Origin of the sequence: Pseudomonas sp. FW300-N2A2, from assembly GCF_017351735.1 — a bacterium.
Classification (GTDB): domain Bacteria; phylum Pseudomonadota; class Gammaproteobacteria; order Pseudomonadales; family Pseudomonadaceae; genus Aquipseudomonas; species Aquipseudomonas migulae.
The window spans coordinates 18,932-31,829 of the sequence record NZ_JACNDU010000024.1; the positions used below are offsets into that span (position 1 = coordinate 18,932).

The window sequence follows — 12,898 nt, forward strand, 5'->3', positions numbered from 1 at the left end:
GATGGCTTGACCGAGAGAGGCTTTACCCATGCACAAGGGGTAATACACAGAGAGATGCGCCGACGGGATTCGTTGCCGGCCTAACCTTCAGCTGCTAACATTTGCGACAAGATTAGTCGGAGATCCAAATGTCTCTTTACAGCGCTGGCGTTGAGTACGGCATTCATTGCCTGATTTTCCTGGTGGGCAATTGCGGCGACACCCGTGAGGCGAGCGTGCGTGACCTCGCAGAACTGCAAGGCGTGCCACTGGACTATCTGGCGAAAATTTTCACCAAACTGGCCAAGGCAAAACTGGTGGTCGCCACTGAAGGCGTGCGCGGCGGATTCAAGCTGGCCCGGCCCTCCGACGAAATCAGCGTGCTCGATATCGTCAATGCCATCGACGGCCAAAAGCTGATTTTCGATTGCCGGGAAATTCGCGGGCGTTGCGCCCTGTTCGAAGGTTCCGCCCCGGACTGGGCGGTGTCAGGCCATTGCTCGGTCCATGCGGTCATGATGACGGCGCAGAAACGCATGGAAGATGCCCTCGCCCAGCAGACCATCCTGGATCTCGCCAGGAAAGTCGGACGAAAGGCGCCCTCGGAGTTCAGTGCTCAGGTTGATAACTGGATGAGTGATCGCCGGGACAAGAAAAGCGCTGCCCCGGCCGCTGACGAGCAGACCATTGTGGTTACCAACATTTGACGCCTTCGCCGGCAAGCCGGCTCCTACAAAGGCACCGTAATCCCCTGTAGGAGCCGGCTTGCCGGCGATGGCTATCTATCAAACACCGCTATAACTCGCGGCCAAGTCCTACAAACAGTCACGAACTGCCTGACGCAGTGCGCCTGACTTGGCCCATGGCGGCCCTTGATACAGCGAAACCCGGCTGCCGTCTTTCGATTTCACGATATCCAGAATTTCGTCGGCCGTGATGATGCTCGGCGCCTTGATCCGGTAGCCATTGGAAATCGGCGTTTGAGTCGTATTGGAAATCTCTTTCTGCCACGCCGGCAATACGCAGGCGGCATACTCCTTCGGCGCCTTCTCACTGTATTTGCTGACATTCGGCTCACCCGGCACCAGCGACGCAGGCAAGGAACACCCCGCCAGTAACGCCACCACGACTCCCGCAATCAACGTCCGCATGACGCCCCCCTATTCAAAAAAAAGGAAATGTAGCGCGTCGTCTTGCAGACATCCATTCATTGAGCCTTTCTCAGCGTTTTTCGGTGTTCTGGCCGGGATGCGCAGCGGGCCGTTCGTTCAGGAAAGTCATCCATCGTTCATACGCTTCGTGCTGCCATTGAGTGACCCGCTCCCATTCCGGGCCGCTGAGTTGATGAGCGGAAATCAGCTTCATCATCTCCGTGGTCGCGGCGTCCAGATCGACCATCAGCTCATGCGCGTGAATCCTGAAGTCATCGGTCGTCGTCATTTGAAATTGCCTCGCCCCGGCGGAAATTCGCCACTTCAATACGACAGCAAATCTTTTCGCTCGCGTGCATCTTCCCGACCAAAGGCAGCATTGGCAGTTCGGACGAACAAAACGCCCTGTCCAGGGAAATGGGACTAAAATTTCGTAGCAGAGGTTTTCTGGAGATCGTCATGTGGCTCAACGAATCTGAAAACGAACTTCGACGTGACCTGCAAAGCGTTGCATCGGACCTGAGGTGGTCGGCGGTCGAGCTTTTGCGCCTGGCAGACCAGTTAAAGCTGTCTGGCAATGATGTCGATGCGCAGGCGGTGCTGAGGCTGTGCGACCTGTTTCAGGGCGACGAACAGCGATTGGCAGGCTATGCCGAAGAAGTGAAAGCCAAGGCCATCAGTCGCAACAAAGCTCACTGAACAGGAGCGCGGCCATGAACAAGCCTTTATATGCGCTGGTTGTCGTACTGGCAGCGCTGGCGGGCTGCAGCACTGAATCACGCCTCTATGGCGACCTCCCGTTGGTCGCCAAAGTCGAGACCGGAATGAGCAAGGATCAGGTCGAGCAAATCGGCGGGCCGCCTCACACCATCACCGAACGCACGGCGGTGCCTGGCACTTGCTATGACTACAAGCTGACGAAAGCCGGCCATCAACAAGCGTACAACGTCAGTTTCGATAACCGGGGCAAGGTCGACCACACGAGCTTCATCACCTGTGCGGAATGGAGCCGCCTGCAAACAAAAGCCAGGGAGTCTTCCCATAGCACCGGCGGCGGTGGCGGCGGTTACTGAGCCAAAATGAAAAGCCCCGGAAAAAACCGGGGCTAGAAGCGTTTTACTTGACCGTCGTCTGGTTGCTCGCCGGCCTTTTGGCCCGGGATTTGTAACCGGGAAGTGCCGCGGCAAAGGCCAGTGCCTCTTCCCGGCTGGCAAAAGCGCCCAGTTGGTCACCTTGGGTGCACACCCGCCATGGGCCATTGCTCACGCTAAGTACGTCATAACCGTTCATGTGCATCTTATTCAGCATCGGAACGCTCATAAGTCACCTCCATTTTCGGTACTGATGTCCAGGATTGACCTGCCTACCTTACACCCGCCCTTTGCCGAGGTGCCGACCAGACGTCGCGACAGTATTCCGCCATTCGGTTGCACTTTCAGCCCCTGTGAGACCTCTAACCAGCCAAGAGGCCCGTGCAGCCTTGGGCGGCCTGAATATTGCATTTTTATTACTGATTTATGACAGCAAGCACTCAGGTAACACATGAAAGTACGCGCAACCGTCATTTGTGAGCAGGACCGGCACGTTCTCCTGGTGCGCAAGCCAAGGTGTCGCTGGACGTTGCCCGGCGGAAAGGTCGAGCCCGGAGAAACCGCGGCAGGCGCCGCCATGCGCGAACTTCAGGAAGAGACCGGGCTTGGGGTCGACGACATGCTGTACCTGATGCAACTGGAAACGGGTGGCACCCGACACCACGTTTACGAGGCGTCGGTACTCAACTCGTCTGAAGCCCGGCCGCAAAACGAAATTTTCGATTGCCTGTGGTATCCGCTGGACGCCGTGCAGAACCTGAACACCAGCGACGCCACGCTGCGAATCGTCAGAGCGTTTCAGCGTCGCCTGTAAGGTGGATCAGGCCTTGGCCACTGCCGTTGCCGCCTTGTCGATAAACGCCGCCACTTCGACCGGCATCGAGGCAAGGGAGGCGTGACTGGCGTGCAACGTCAGGATCTCTTTGGCGTTCAACCGCCCCGCCATCCACTGCTGGTTTTGCGGCGCGATCATCCGGTCGTCGGTCGACACCTGATACCACGACGGTTTGCTCTTCCACGCCACCGTATTGATCGCATCGCCAAACGTGCCGGCCAAGGGGGCTTTTTGGGTGATGCCCATCACCAGTCCTTCGGTTGCGGGCAGGTCCTGGCAGAAGCTTTCGTGGTAACGCTCCGGTCTGACCCACAAATAACCATCACTGTCGGGCGCCAGGTTTGCGGCGGCAGCGGGTGGATGCCGTTGAGTGATGGCGCCGGGACTTTCACCCGCGTCCGGCGCGAACGCGGCGATGTACACCAGACCCACGACATTCGCTTGATCGCCGGCCTCAGTGATGACCGCACCGCCATAGGAATGCCCCACCAACAGCACCGGCCCCGCCTCTTGCGCGACCATTTTGCGAGTGCGCTCGGCATCATCGGCCAACGACGTGAGCGGCATCTCGACCGCGCGGATGCGGGTGTAGCCCTTTTTCAGCAGTTCGGCGATAACCTTGTTCCAGTGGGCGGCACCGCCCCAAAAACCATGGACCAGCACGATCGTGGGTTTTTCACTCATCACGTTGACTCCGTTTGATGGGGTTGTTGGCGAACGCTGTCAGCCCTGGTCGCCACCACCCACCGGCATGATCATGCCGGTGATATAGGACGCTTCGTCGCTGGCCAGAAACAGAATAGCGCCTGCCTGCTCATCCAGCGTGCCATAGCGCTTCATCAAACTGCTGTCGAGCGTCTGGTCGACGATCTGCTGGTACCACACTTTTTCTTCGGCGCTCTGTTCGGCGCTGTTGCGCGGAATCACTCGCGGCGGCGCTTCAGTGCCACCGGGCGCCGTGGCATTGACCCGCACGCCACGACCGGCGGTTTCGAACGCCAGGCACGCGGTCAGCGCATTCACCCCGCCCTTCGCCGCACCGTACGGCACACGGTTGATGCTGCGCGTGGCGATGGACGAGACGTTGACGATGGCGCCGCTGCCCTGCTCCAGCATGAACGGCAGCGCGGCATGGCAGCACCATAACGTCGGGAACAGCGAACGGCGGACTTCGGCCTCGATCTGCTCGGCTTCGTAGTGTTCGAACGGTTTGGCCCAGATCGTCCCGCCGACATTGTTGATGAGGATGTCGAGACGACCGAAGCGCTCGACGGCGGTTTGCATCACACGGTTGCATTCGCCGTATTGCTCAAGATCGGCGGTCAGCGCGAGCACCTGGCTGTCCTTCCCCAATTGCTGCTGCACTTCAAACACCAGCTCGGAGCGGTCGACCAGAATCAAGCGCGCCCCTTCCGCCGCCATGCGCTCGGCAACACGCCGGCCGATGCCTTGGGCGGCACCGGTGATCAACGCGACTTTTTCGTGAAATCTGTTCATGTGTACCTCGTGACGACGGATGCGAATCTACCCTGTGGGAGCGAGACCGGCTTGCCGGCGATGATCGTTAACGATTACGCGTGCTTTCTGAATAGACGCGGCGTCCTGGAGACCATCGCCGGCAAGCCGGTCTCGCTCCCACATTGGTTTTGTGTCGCGACTTATGCCGCGCTGGCAGCGAATTTTTCGTAGTAGAAATTCACCGGCGCAATGCCTTGCTCGCGAATGTACTGGCTGACCGCCTCGACCATCGGCGGCGGGCCGCACAGGTAGACATCGACGTCGCCCTCGTTCAAGTGTTTGGGCTCGATGTGCTGGGTCACGTAGCCCTTGAGCGGGTGCAGGCTGTCGGGGCTGGCGACGCAGGCGCTGAAGCTGAAATTCGGGATTCGCGCGGCGAAGGCTTCCAGCCGATCCATTTCCACCAGGTCGAAATCGTTGGTCACGCCGTAGATCAAATGCAGCGGATGTTCACTGCCCTGCTCGGCGATTTTTTCCAGCATCGCGGTGAATGGCGCAAGCCCCGTACCACCGGCCAGCAGCAACAACGGCCGACGGATGTCGCGCAGATAAAAACTGCCCAGCGGCCCGGCCAGGCTCATGCTGTCGCCGGCCTTTGCCATACCGGTGAGGAAGCTGCTCATCAAACCACCAGGCACATTGCGAATCAGGAAACTGACCTCGCCGTCGCGCTGCAACGAGCTGAACGAATAAGCGCGGGTCTGCTCGCTGCCGGGAACCCCGAGGTTCACGTACTGCCCCGGCAGGAACGCCAGTTTGCTCAGCGCATCGCCCTTGATCGACAACGCGATGGTGCTGTCGGACAACTGGCGCACGGCGCTGATGGTCGCTTCAAAACTGGCCTGCTGGGTGCGGCAGACTTCCGAGGAGGCCGGCACCCGCACCACGCAATCGCTCTGGGCGCGCATCTGGCAGGTCAGGACAAAACCCTGTTCGGCTTCCTCCGCCGTGAGCGCGTCCTCGATGTATTCCTCGCCCAGGTCGTAACTGCCAACCTCGGCGAAACACTTGCACGTGCCACAGGCGCCGTCGCGGCAATCCAGCGGAATGTTGATGCCTTGGCGGTACGCGGCGTCGGCCACGGTTTCGCCGGCATTGGCGTCGATGAAACGGGTGACGCCGTCTTCAAAATTGAATGCGATGGAATGAGTCATGACGGCCGCCTCACAGGTGGTAAACATCGATGACCTGGCGAACGTAGTCGTTCTTCAGGATCACTTTCTTGGCCTTGATCAGCGGGTTTTCGCCGCGCATATCGAGGGTGTAGAAACTGCTGCCGAAATAGCTGTCGACGGTCTTGTAGCGAAAGCTCAAGGTGTGCCAGTTGAAGCGCACCTTGCACAGGCCGTCCGCCTGCTCCAGCAGCTCGATGTTGCTGATGTTGTGCGAGGTGCGGGTGTCCGGCACGGTGGCGCTGGAACGCTCGGTCTTGATGCGGAAGATGCGGTCTTCCAGACCCGTGCGGTTGCCGTACCAGATCAGCGAGATTTCCCGTTGCGGGTCTTCAGTCAGTTCGTCGTTGTCGTCCCAGGACGGCATCCAGAACGTCGCATCCGTGGCGTACAACTCCAGCCATTCGTCCCATAGCCGATCATCGAGGTAACGCGCTTCGCGGTAGAGGAAGTCGCGCACGGTTTCATAGGTGATGGTCATTACACGGTCTCCACGGCAATCAGCTTCGATTGCTCGGCAGCCAGGGCCTTGAGCATGGTTTGCTGCCAATACTTGTGCTGCAACACGAACAGGCCTTCGTCCTCGGTGCGCACACCGCTGAGCAACGGATGCAGGTCAATTTCCTTCGCCGCCTCATCGGCGCCTTCGACCCAGTGCTCGGCGCCACGGGACATGTCGTTCCAGGCGGTCACGCTGCCCTGGTAACCGGTCTGGCAGGAGCGAAACTCTTCCAGATCGTCCGGGGTGGCCATGCCGCTGACGTTGAAGAAATCCTCGTACTGACGAATCCGGCTCGAACGGGCGTGATCGCTTTCGCCTTTGGGGGCGATGCAGTAAATGGTGATTTCCGTACGGTTGACCGAAATCGGCCGGGCGATGCGGATCTGCGAGCTGAACTGGTCCATCAGGTACACGTTCGGGTACAGGCACAGGTTGCGCGAGTTTTCGATCATCCAGTCGGCGCGGGCCTTGCCGAAGTCCTTGGCCAGCTCATCGCGACGTTCGTACAGCGGACGGTCCTCAGGGTTGGCCCAACGGGTCCAGAGCAGCATGTGGCCTTTGTCGAACGAGTAGAAACCACCGCCCTGCTTGGCCCAGCTGCCAGCGCTCATGGTCGGGTTGGTGTCGCCGGCCTCGCGCTGTTTGCGCTGGTTCTGGGTGGCGGCATAGTTCCAGTGCACCGAGCTGACGTGGTAACCGTCGGCGCCGTTTTCGGCGGTGAGTTTCCAGTTGCCTTCGTAGATGTAGCTGGACGAACCGCGCAGCACTTCCAGGCCGTCGGCGGACTGGTCGACGATCATGTCGATGATCTTCGCCGACTCGCCCAAATGCTCAACCAGCGGCACCACATCAGCCTTGAGGCTGCCGAACAGGAAGCCGCGATAGGATTCGAAACGGGCGACTTTGGTCAGGTCGTGGGAGCCTTCACAGTTGAAGCTCGACGGGTAGCCGGCCGCTGCCGGGTCTTTGACTTTCAGCAGTTTGCCGGAGTTGTTGAAGGTCCAGCCATGGAACGGGCAGGTGTACGAGCTTTTGTTGCCGGACTTGTGTCGGCAAAGCATCGCGCCACGGTGACTGCAGGCGTTGATGAAGGCATTGAGCTCACCGTCCTTGTTGCGCGCGATGAAGATCGACTGGCGCCCCATGGTGGTGGTGTAGAAATCGTTTTTGTTGGGGATCTGGCTTTCGTGCGCCAGGTACAGCCAGTTGCCTTCGAAGATGTGTTCCATCTCAAGGTCGAACAGCCGTGGGTCGGTGAACATCTCGCGCTTGCAGCGGTAGATGCCTTGTTCTGGATCGTCCTCAAGCAGGGATTGAAGATATTCGGGTCGCAGGGTCATGGCCGCCGCCTCCATTGTTATTGTTCAGGCAAGGCTCATGCTAGGACGGGGCAATGGGGTGGACTATCCGCTGGGTGCAGACCTTTATCCGTTTAGTGCAAAGACCGATGTAGGAGCCGGCTTGCCGGCGATCGACGCAACGCGGTGTGCCAGACACACCACCATTCTGTAGGAGCCGGCTTGCTGGCGATTCAGGCGATGCGGCGTGTCAGATAGACCGCGTCGTTTGAATCGCCAGCAAGCCGGCTCCTACAGTTCGTGGTGTACCTGCGATCACTCGCGGCGTTTGAGGGTGTCCGACGGTAACTCGCCGAACTGTTTGCGGTAGTTGTCGGAGAATCGCCCCAAATGCAGAAATCCATAATCCATCGCCACTTCCGTAACGTTACGCACATTACAGGTCGGGTCGCTCAAACAGGCATTGATACGCTCCAGACGTTTCTGCCGGATGTAGTTTTTCGGCGTAGTGCCGGCGTTGCGTTCGAACAAGCCATACAGTGAACGCAGACTCATCCGCGCCTGACGCGCCAGTTCTTCACTGTCGATGTCCTGCTTGAGGTGGCGTGCGATGTAGTCGGCAATCACCTCGAACGTGGCCGTCTGTGAGCCGAGGTTGATTCGGCTGACGTTGGTCTGCATCAGGCTGAGCATCTTGCTGACGATGATCTGTGCGTAATGCTCCTGCACTTTGGGAATCTGCTCGGTGGCCTCGGCCTCCTGGCAAATCATCGCCAGCAGCCCGACAAACCCTTCCAGTTCATTGAGCTGGTAACGGTTCTCCAGAAACCGCACGCCCTGCCCCGGATAGCGCCAGCGCTGCTCGTCGCACACGGACTCAAGCAACGTCGTGGGAACTTTGAGGATGAATTTTTCGCAATCGTCAGAGTACGTCAGGTCCACCGGATCGTCGGGATTGATCAGCAGCAACTCGCCAGGCGCGAAGTAATGTTCCTGACCGTGCCCGCGCCACAGGCAGTTGCCACGCAGCAACACTTGCAGGTGATAGATGCTTTCCAGTGCGCCCGAGGTGACCCGCACGCTGCCGCCATAGCTGATGCGGCACAGGTCGAGGCTGGCAAACTTGCGATGATTGAGACTGGCCAGGGGTTGCCCGGCGCGCGGCATCAGGATGCAATGATTACCGACATGCTGATTGACATAGCCCGACACCGCGTACGGGTCGGCATGGTCGAATACGGAGCTGCGCTGACTCAACAGTTGCGCTTGCATCATCGGGTCACTCTCGTTGTTTTTATGGGGTGCGACGGGGCATTCTAAGGCAGTGCTTGCGGCGGTGTGTCAGTTGATCGACATGTGGAATATTCTGGCCCTTTCGCGAGCAAGCCCGCTCCCACATTTTGACCGTAGTCCCACTGAAGAAACACGGTCGAATGTGGGAGCGAGCCTGCTCGCGAAAGCGGTGTGTCAGTCATCACCAAGCTGGAATCAGTCCTCCAGAGCGCGAACCCGCTCGTGACGCTGCTGCTCTTGCGGCTGGGCGGACGATTGCAAGGTGAAATCGAATTCGATCTCGGCAAAACGACCGCTGACGCCATGCGCCGCTGCGCGTTGTTGATCATCGCTGAAGGTGATTTTCGCGATCAGCTCGTCACGGGTGGCGTAGGCGAAATCGTCGTGCAGGTATTGATCGCCGTCGAGGTTGATCTGGGTGGTCAGGTGACGATGATCCGCCGCCGAGATGAAGAAGTGCACGTGCGCCGGACGCTGGCCGTGACGGCCCAGTTGATCGAGCAGTTGCTGAGTCGGACCGTCCGGCGGGCAGCCGTAACCCGACGGCACGATGCTGCGGAAGCGGTAGCGACCTTCGGCGTCGGTGACGATGCGGCGACGCAGGTTGAATTCGGATTGCGTGGTATCGAAGTACGAATAAGTGCCGCCGGTATTGGCGTGCCAGACATCCACAATCGCACCGGCCAACGGTTCGCCGGCGGTATTGAACACACGGCCCTGCATGAACAGCGTCACACCCGGATCGACGCCATCATCGAGACGCGCTTCACCTTGGGACAACGGCGCACCGGCCACGTACAGCGGGCCTTCGATGGTGCGCGGCGTGCCGCCAGCCTTGCCGGCCTGTTCGTCTTCGGCGTCCATCAGCAGGTCGAGGTAGTGTTCCAGGCCCAACCCGGCCACCACCAGTCCAGCCTCCTGGCGCGCACCCAGCACGTTGAGGTAGTTAACGGCTTTCCAGAACTCTTCCGGGGTCACGGCGAGGTCTTCGATGATGTTCACCGAATCACGCAGGATGCGGTAGATCAGGGCTTTGGTGCGCGGATTGCCGGCATCGTTGTGCAGGCCGCTGGCCTCTTCGAGAAACTTCTGGGCTTTGGCAGTGTGGGAAATTTTTACGTTCATTTTATGGGTTCCTCATCTTGTAATTATTAGCGTGGCGAACTGAACAGGCCAGGTTCAGCGGTCATCCTCGCGGATGGAAGAAGGATGCCGGCACATCGCGGTGACTTCGATCGCCATGTACGGGTACAGCGGCAATTGCATGAGCAAGTCGTGCAGCTCTTGAACGCTGTCGACATCGAACACGCTGTAATTGGCATAGAGCCCGGCAATGCGCCACAGGTGACGCCACTTGCCTTGATCCTGCAGACGCTGCGCCAGGGCTTTTTCGTCAGCCTTGAGCTGCGCGGCGCGTTCGGGGTTCATATCGACCGGCAAATTCACGGTCATCTTTACGTGGAACAGCATAATGCTCTCCTCAGGCTTGATGAATGGCAGTGGATGTCTTGTCGCGACGGAAAAACGCCAGGCGTTCTTCATCGAGGTTCAGGCCCAGCCCAGGGGTTTTCGGCACGTGCAGCTCGAAATCGCGATAGACCAGCGGCTCGCTGAGAATGTCTTCGGTCAACAGCAGCGGGCCGAACAGCTCGGTGTCCCACGCCAGTTTGTTCAGCGTGATGAAGGCATGGGCCGACGCCATGGTGCCCAGACCACCTTCAAGCATGGTGCCGCCGTACAGGCCGATGCCCGCCGCTTCGGCAATCGCGGCGGTCCGCAGCACGGCGCGTGGGCCGCCGTTCTTGGCAATCTTCAGGGCGAACACTGAAGCCGCGCCTTCACGGGCCAGGTTGAACGCATCTTCCACGCACTCGATGGATTCGTCGGCCATGATTGGCGCCGGGCTGATGGCGTTCAGGCGCGCCATGCCCGAGCGGTTATTGCGCGAGATCGGCTGCTCGATCAGGTCGATGCCGTTGCTGCCGAGAATCCGGCAGGCGCGCAACGCGACGGCTTCATCCCAGGCCTGATTGACATCAACCCGCACGCTGGCGCGATCGCCGAGGGCTTTCTTGATCGCGATGACGTGGGCCAGATCGCGATTGACTTCGCCGGCACCGATTTTCAGTTTGAAGATGCGATGGCGGCGCAGGTCGAGCATTTTTTCCGCTTCGGCGATGTCCTTGTCGGTGTCACCGCTGGCCAGGGTCCAGGCCACTGGCAGCGCATCCCGAACGCGGCCGCCCAGCAGTTCGCTGACCGGCAGGCCGAGGCGCTTGCCCTGGGCATCGAGCAACGCGGTTTCGATACCTGACTTGGCGAAGGTGTTGCCACGGATGCTGCGCTCCAGGCGCAACATCGCAGCGTTGACGTTGGCGCTGTCCTGACCCAGCAGCAGCGGCGCGAAGTGCCGGTCGATGTTGGTCTTGATGCTGTCCGGGCTTTCATTGCCATACGCCAGGCCACCAATGGTGGTGGATTCGCCAATGCCTTCAATGCCATCGGCGCAGCGCACGCGAATGATCACCAGCGTCTGGTTCTGCATGGTGTGCATCGCCAGCTTGTGCGGGCGGATGGTCGGCAGATCGACGATGATCGTCTCGATCGATTCAATGGCAGTTGCAAGCATGTCGATACCCGTCAGGTTCTTAAAGTTCTGGAACCGATTCTGGTACGGCTTTTTTCGGGAAGCCAATATAGAATTGGTCTGACTTGATACCTTTAAGGTATGCAAACTGCTTTACGGAGGCCTCATGGAACTGCGTCACCTGCGGTATTTTCAGGTGTTGGCTCAAACCCTCAACTTCACCCGCGCCGCCGAACTGCTGCACATTGCCCAACCGCCACTGAGCCGACAGATTCAGCAACTGGAGGATGAACTCGGGGTGTTGCTGCTGGATCGCGGGCGGCCGCTGAAGCTGACCGACGCCGGGCGGTTTTTCCATGAGCACAGCACTGCCCTGCTGGAGCAACTGGGCAAGGTCTGCGACAACACGCGACGCATCGGCCTGGGGGAAAAAACCTGGCTGGGGATTGGTTTTGCGCCGTCGACACTCTATGGCGTGCTGCCGGAACTGATTCGCCGCTTGCGCAGCGGCGAGCCTCTGGAGCTGGAACTGGGGCTCTCGGAAATGACCACGCTGCAACAGGTGCAGGCGCTCAAGGCCGGTCGGATCGATATCGGTTTCGGCCGCATCCGCATCGACGACCCGGCCATCATCCAGACGGTGTTGACCGAAGACCGGCTGGTCGCCGCCCTGCCCGCCGGTCATCCGCTACTGGCCGGGCCGATCAGCCTGCGCGAACTGGCAAAGGAACCTTTCGTGCTGTACCCCGGCAACCCGCGCCCCAGCTACGCCGACCATGTGATCGGGCTGTTCGAGTCCTATGGCGTGAGCATTCACGTGGCGCAGTGGACCAACGAACTGCAAACCGCCATCGGCCTGGTGGGCGCAGGAATCGGCGTCACCCTGGTGCCGGCCTCGGTGCAATTGCTGCACCGCGACGACATCGGCTTCACGCCGCTGCTGGAAGACAACGCGACCTCGCCGATCATCCTCAGCCGACGCGTGGGCGACGTGTCGCCTGGGTTGAATCATTGCTTGCGGATGATTGATGAGTTATCGCCGCAACAGCTGAACGCTTTGTAGGAGCCCGGCTTGCTGGCGATGGCGCCCGCGAGATCGCCATCGCCGGCAAGCCGGCTCCTACAGATCGTGGGTGTGTTCGAGATTGAGGATTTACGCAAAACCTGTAGGAGCCCGGCTTTCTGGCGATGGCGCCCGCGAGATCGCCATCGCCGGCAAGCCGGCTCCTACAGATCGTGGGTGTGTTCGAGATTGAGGATTTACGCAAAACCTGTAGGAGCCCGGCTTGCTGGCGATGGCGCCCGCGAGATCGCCATCGCCAGCAAGCCGGCTCCTACAGATTGTGGGGGTGTTCGGAATTGAGGATTTACGCAAAACCTGTAGGAGCCCGGCTTGCTGGCGATGGCGTCCGTGAGATTGCCATCGCCGGCAAGCCGGCTCCTACAGATTGTGGGGGTGTTCGGGATTGAGG

General features: G+C 59.8%; 17 protein-coding genes. 5 read left to right on the top strand and 12 right to left on the bottom strand.

The window, feature by feature from the left end:
- The first annotated feature begins 128 nt into the window (after positions 1 to 128).
- The gene (locus J4E42_RS22880) at positions 129 to 686 is read left to right on the top strand and encodes an Rrf2 family transcriptional regulator (RefSeq protein WP_192229247.1); all 558 of its coding nucleotides are present in this window, start codon (positions 129 to 131) and stop codon (positions 684 to 686) included.
- Between the two features lie 108 nt (positions 687 to 794).
- Here the strand turns inward: J4E42_RS22880 and J4E42_RS22885 are convergent, their stop codons facing one another.
- A complete protein-coding gene (locus J4E42_RS22885) occupies positions 795 to 1,130 on the bottom strand; it encodes a hypothetical protein (RefSeq protein ID WP_008044852.1) in 336 nt (111 codons plus the stop codon).
- A gap of 70 nt (positions 1,131 to 1,200) precedes the next feature.
- Positions 1,201 to 1,419, bottom strand: coding sequence for a hypothetical protein (locus tag J4E42_RS22890; protein ID WP_207286241.1), 219 nt, complete (start codon positions 1,417 to 1,419; stop codon positions 1,201 to 1,203).
- A 170-nt stretch (positions 1,420 to 1,589) separates the two neighbouring features.
- On the opposite strand from J4E42_RS22890, the gene J4E42_RS22895 reads away from it, so the two are divergent.
- Positions 1,590 to 1,829 (top strand): hypothetical protein, encoded by a 240-nt coding sequence (locus J4E42_RS22895; protein WP_008029106.1) that lies wholly within the window; start codon positions 1,590 to 1,592, stop codon positions 1,827 to 1,829.
- Between the two features lie 14 nt (positions 1,830 to 1,843).
- The gene (osmE, locus tag J4E42_RS22900; protein WP_207286242.1) at positions 1,844 to 2,203 is read left to right on the top strand and encodes an osmotically-inducible lipoprotein OsmE; all 360 of its coding nucleotides are present in this window, start codon (positions 1,844 to 1,846) and stop codon (positions 2,201 to 2,203) included.
- Positions 2,204 to 2,246: 43 nt separating this feature from the next.
- On the opposite strand, the gene J4E42_RS22905 is transcribed toward osmE, so the two are convergent.
- Positions 2,247 to 2,450, bottom strand: coding sequence for a hypothetical protein (locus J4E42_RS22905; protein ID WP_008029102.1), 204 nt, complete (start codon positions 2,448 to 2,450; stop codon positions 2,247 to 2,249).
- A 222-nt stretch (positions 2,451 to 2,672) separates the two neighbouring features.
- Here J4E42_RS22905 and J4E42_RS22910 point away from each other — a divergent pair, with 222 nt between their 5' ends.
- Positions 2,673 to 3,035 (top strand): NUDIX hydrolase, encoded by a 363-nt coding sequence (locus tag J4E42_RS22910; protein ID WP_008029100.1) that lies wholly within the window; start codon positions 2,673 to 2,675, stop codon positions 3,033 to 3,035.
- A 6-nt stretch (positions 3,036 to 3,041) separates the two neighbouring features.
- On the opposite strand, the gene J4E42_RS22915 is transcribed toward J4E42_RS22910, so the two are convergent.
- From J4E42_RS22915 to J4E42_RS22955, 9 genes are all read right to left on the bottom strand, one after another.
- Complete coding sequence (locus J4E42_RS22915) at positions 3,042 to 3,740, bottom strand: alpha/beta hydrolase (RefSeq protein WP_207286243.1); 699 nt, start codon at positions 3,738 to 3,740, stop codon at positions 3,042 to 3,044.
- A 39-nt stretch (positions 3,741 to 3,779) separates the two neighbouring features.
- On the bottom strand, positions 3,780 to 4,553 hold the full coding sequence (locus J4E42_RS22920) for a 1,6-dihydroxycyclohexa-2,4-diene-1-carboxylate dehydrogenase (protein ID WP_008029096.1): 774 nt from the start codon (positions 4,551 to 4,553) through the stop codon (positions 3,780 to 3,782).
- 161 nt (positions 4,554 to 4,714) lie between these two features.
- Positions 4,715 to 5,728: a benzoate 1,2-dioxygenase electron transfer component BenC gene (gene benC, locus J4E42_RS22925; protein WP_207286244.1), complete on the bottom strand. Its 1,014-nt coding sequence runs from the start codon at positions 5,726 to 5,728 to the stop codon at positions 4,715 to 4,717.
- 10 nt (positions 5,729 to 5,738) lie between these two features.
- The gene (gene benB, locus J4E42_RS22930) at positions 5,739 to 6,227 is read right to left on the bottom strand and encodes a benzoate 1,2-dioxygenase small subunit (protein ID WP_008044859.1); all 489 of its coding nucleotides are present in this window, start codon (positions 6,225 to 6,227) and stop codon (positions 5,739 to 5,741) included.
- Positions 6,227 to 7,588 (bottom strand): benzoate 1,2-dioxygenase large subunit, encoded by a 1,362-nt coding sequence (gene benA, locus J4E42_RS22935; protein WP_207286245.1) that lies wholly within the window; start codon positions 7,586 to 7,588, stop codon positions 6,227 to 6,229. The genes benB and benA overlap by 1 nt, the downstream gene beginning before the upstream one ends.
- Before the next feature lie 273 nt (positions 7,589 to 7,861).
- Positions 7,862 to 8,821 carry an AraC family transcriptional regulator gene (locus tag J4E42_RS22940; RefSeq protein ID WP_008044866.1) on the bottom strand — a complete coding sequence of 320 codons (960 nt, stop codon included), beginning with the start codon at positions 8,819 to 8,821 and terminating at the stop codon, positions 7,862 to 7,864.
- A 213-nt stretch (positions 8,822 to 9,034) separates the two neighbouring features.
- Positions 9,035 to 9,964, bottom strand: a complete 930-nt coding sequence (gene catA, locus J4E42_RS22945) for a catechol 1,2-dioxygenase (RefSeq protein ID WP_192417572.1) — start codon at positions 9,962 to 9,964, stop codon at positions 9,035 to 9,037.
- A gap of 54 nt (positions 9,965 to 10,018) precedes the next feature.
- Entirely contained in the window at positions 10,019 to 10,309 is a 291-nt protein-coding gene (gene catC / locus J4E42_RS22950; RefSeq protein ID WP_008029082.1) for a muconolactone Delta-isomerase, read from the bottom strand.
- A 10-nt stretch (positions 10,310 to 10,319) separates the two neighbouring features.
- A complete protein-coding gene (locus J4E42_RS22955; RefSeq protein WP_207286246.1) occupies positions 10,320 to 11,468 on the bottom strand; it encodes a muconate cycloisomerase family protein in 1,149 nt (382 codons plus the stop codon).
- Positions 11,469 to 11,592: 124 nt separating this feature from the next.
- Here J4E42_RS22955 and J4E42_RS22960 point away from each other — a divergent pair, with 124 nt between their 5' ends.
- The gene (locus J4E42_RS22960; protein WP_008029078.1) at positions 11,593 to 12,489 is read left to right on the top strand and encodes a LysR family transcriptional regulator; all 897 of its coding nucleotides are present in this window, start codon (positions 11,593 to 11,595) and stop codon (positions 12,487 to 12,489) included.
- Positions 12,490 to 12,898: the final 409 nt, after the last annotated feature.

What these genes read in the sequence shown, in the direction of transcription:
- J4E42_RS22905 (WP_008029102.1), bottom strand. Translation starts at nt 2,450, where the DNA reads ATGAGCGTTCCGATGCTGAATAAGATGCACATGAACGGTTATGACGTA.
- J4E42_RS22955 (WP_207286246.1), bottom strand. Translation starts at nt 11,468, where the DNA reads ATGCTTGCAACTGCCATTGAATCGATCGAGACGATCATCGTCGATCTG.
- J4E42_RS22920 (WP_008029096.1), bottom strand. Translation starts at nt 4,553, where the DNA reads ATGAACAGATTTCACGAAAAAGTCGCGTTGATCACCGGTGCCGCCCAA.
- benA (WP_207286245.1), bottom strand. Translation starts at nt 7,588, where the DNA reads ATGACCCTGCGACCCGAATATCTTCAATCCCTGCTTGAGGACGATCCA.
- J4E42_RS22960 (WP_008029078.1), top strand. Translation starts at nt 11,593, where the DNA reads ATGGAACTGCGTCACCTGCGGTATTTTCAGGTGTTGGCTCAAACCCTC.
- J4E42_RS22885 (WP_008044852.1), bottom strand. Translation starts at nt 1,130, where the DNA reads ATGCGGACGTTGATTGCGGGAGTCGTGGTGGCGTTACTGGCGGGGTGT.
- J4E42_RS22915 (WP_207286243.1), bottom strand. Translation starts at nt 3,740, where the DNA reads ATGAGTGAAAAACCCACGATCGTGCTGGTCCATGGTTTTTGGGGCGGT.
- J4E42_RS22910 (WP_008029100.1), top strand. Translation starts at nt 2,673, where the DNA reads ATGAAAGTACGCGCAACCGTCATTTGTGAGCAGGACCGGCACGTTCTC.
- J4E42_RS22890 (WP_207286241.1), bottom strand. Translation starts at nt 1,419, where the DNA reads ATGACGACGACCGATGACTTCAGGATTCACGCGCATGAGCTGATGGTC.
- benC (WP_207286244.1), bottom strand. Translation starts at nt 5,728, where the DNA reads ATGACTCATTCCATCGCATTCAATTTTGAAGACGGCGTCACCCGTTTC.
- benB (WP_008044859.1), bottom strand. Translation starts at nt 6,227, where the DNA reads ATGACCATCACCTATGAAACCGTGCGCGACTTCCTCTACCGCGAAGCG.
- J4E42_RS22880 (WP_192229247.1), top strand. Translation starts at nt 129, where the DNA reads ATGTCTCTTTACAGCGCTGGCGTTGAGTACGGCATTCATTGCCTGATT.
- catA (WP_192417572.1), bottom strand. Translation starts at nt 9,964, where the DNA reads ATGAACGTAAAAATTTCCCACACTGCCAAAGCCCAGAAGTTTCTCGAA.
- J4E42_RS22895 (WP_008029106.1), top strand. Translation starts at nt 1,590, where the DNA reads ATGTGGCTCAACGAATCTGAAAACGAACTTCGACGTGACCTGCAAAGC.
- catC (WP_008029082.1), bottom strand. Translation starts at nt 10,309, where the DNA reads ATGCTGTTCCACGTAAAGATGACCGTGAATTTGCCGGTCGATATGAAC.
- osmE (WP_207286242.1), top strand. Translation starts at nt 1,844, where the DNA reads ATGAACAAGCCTTTATATGCGCTGGTTGTCGTACTGGCAGCGCTGGCG.
- J4E42_RS22940 (WP_008044866.1), bottom strand. Translation starts at nt 8,821, where the DNA reads ATGATGCAAGCGCAACTGTTGAGTCAGCGCAGCTCCGTATTCGACCAT.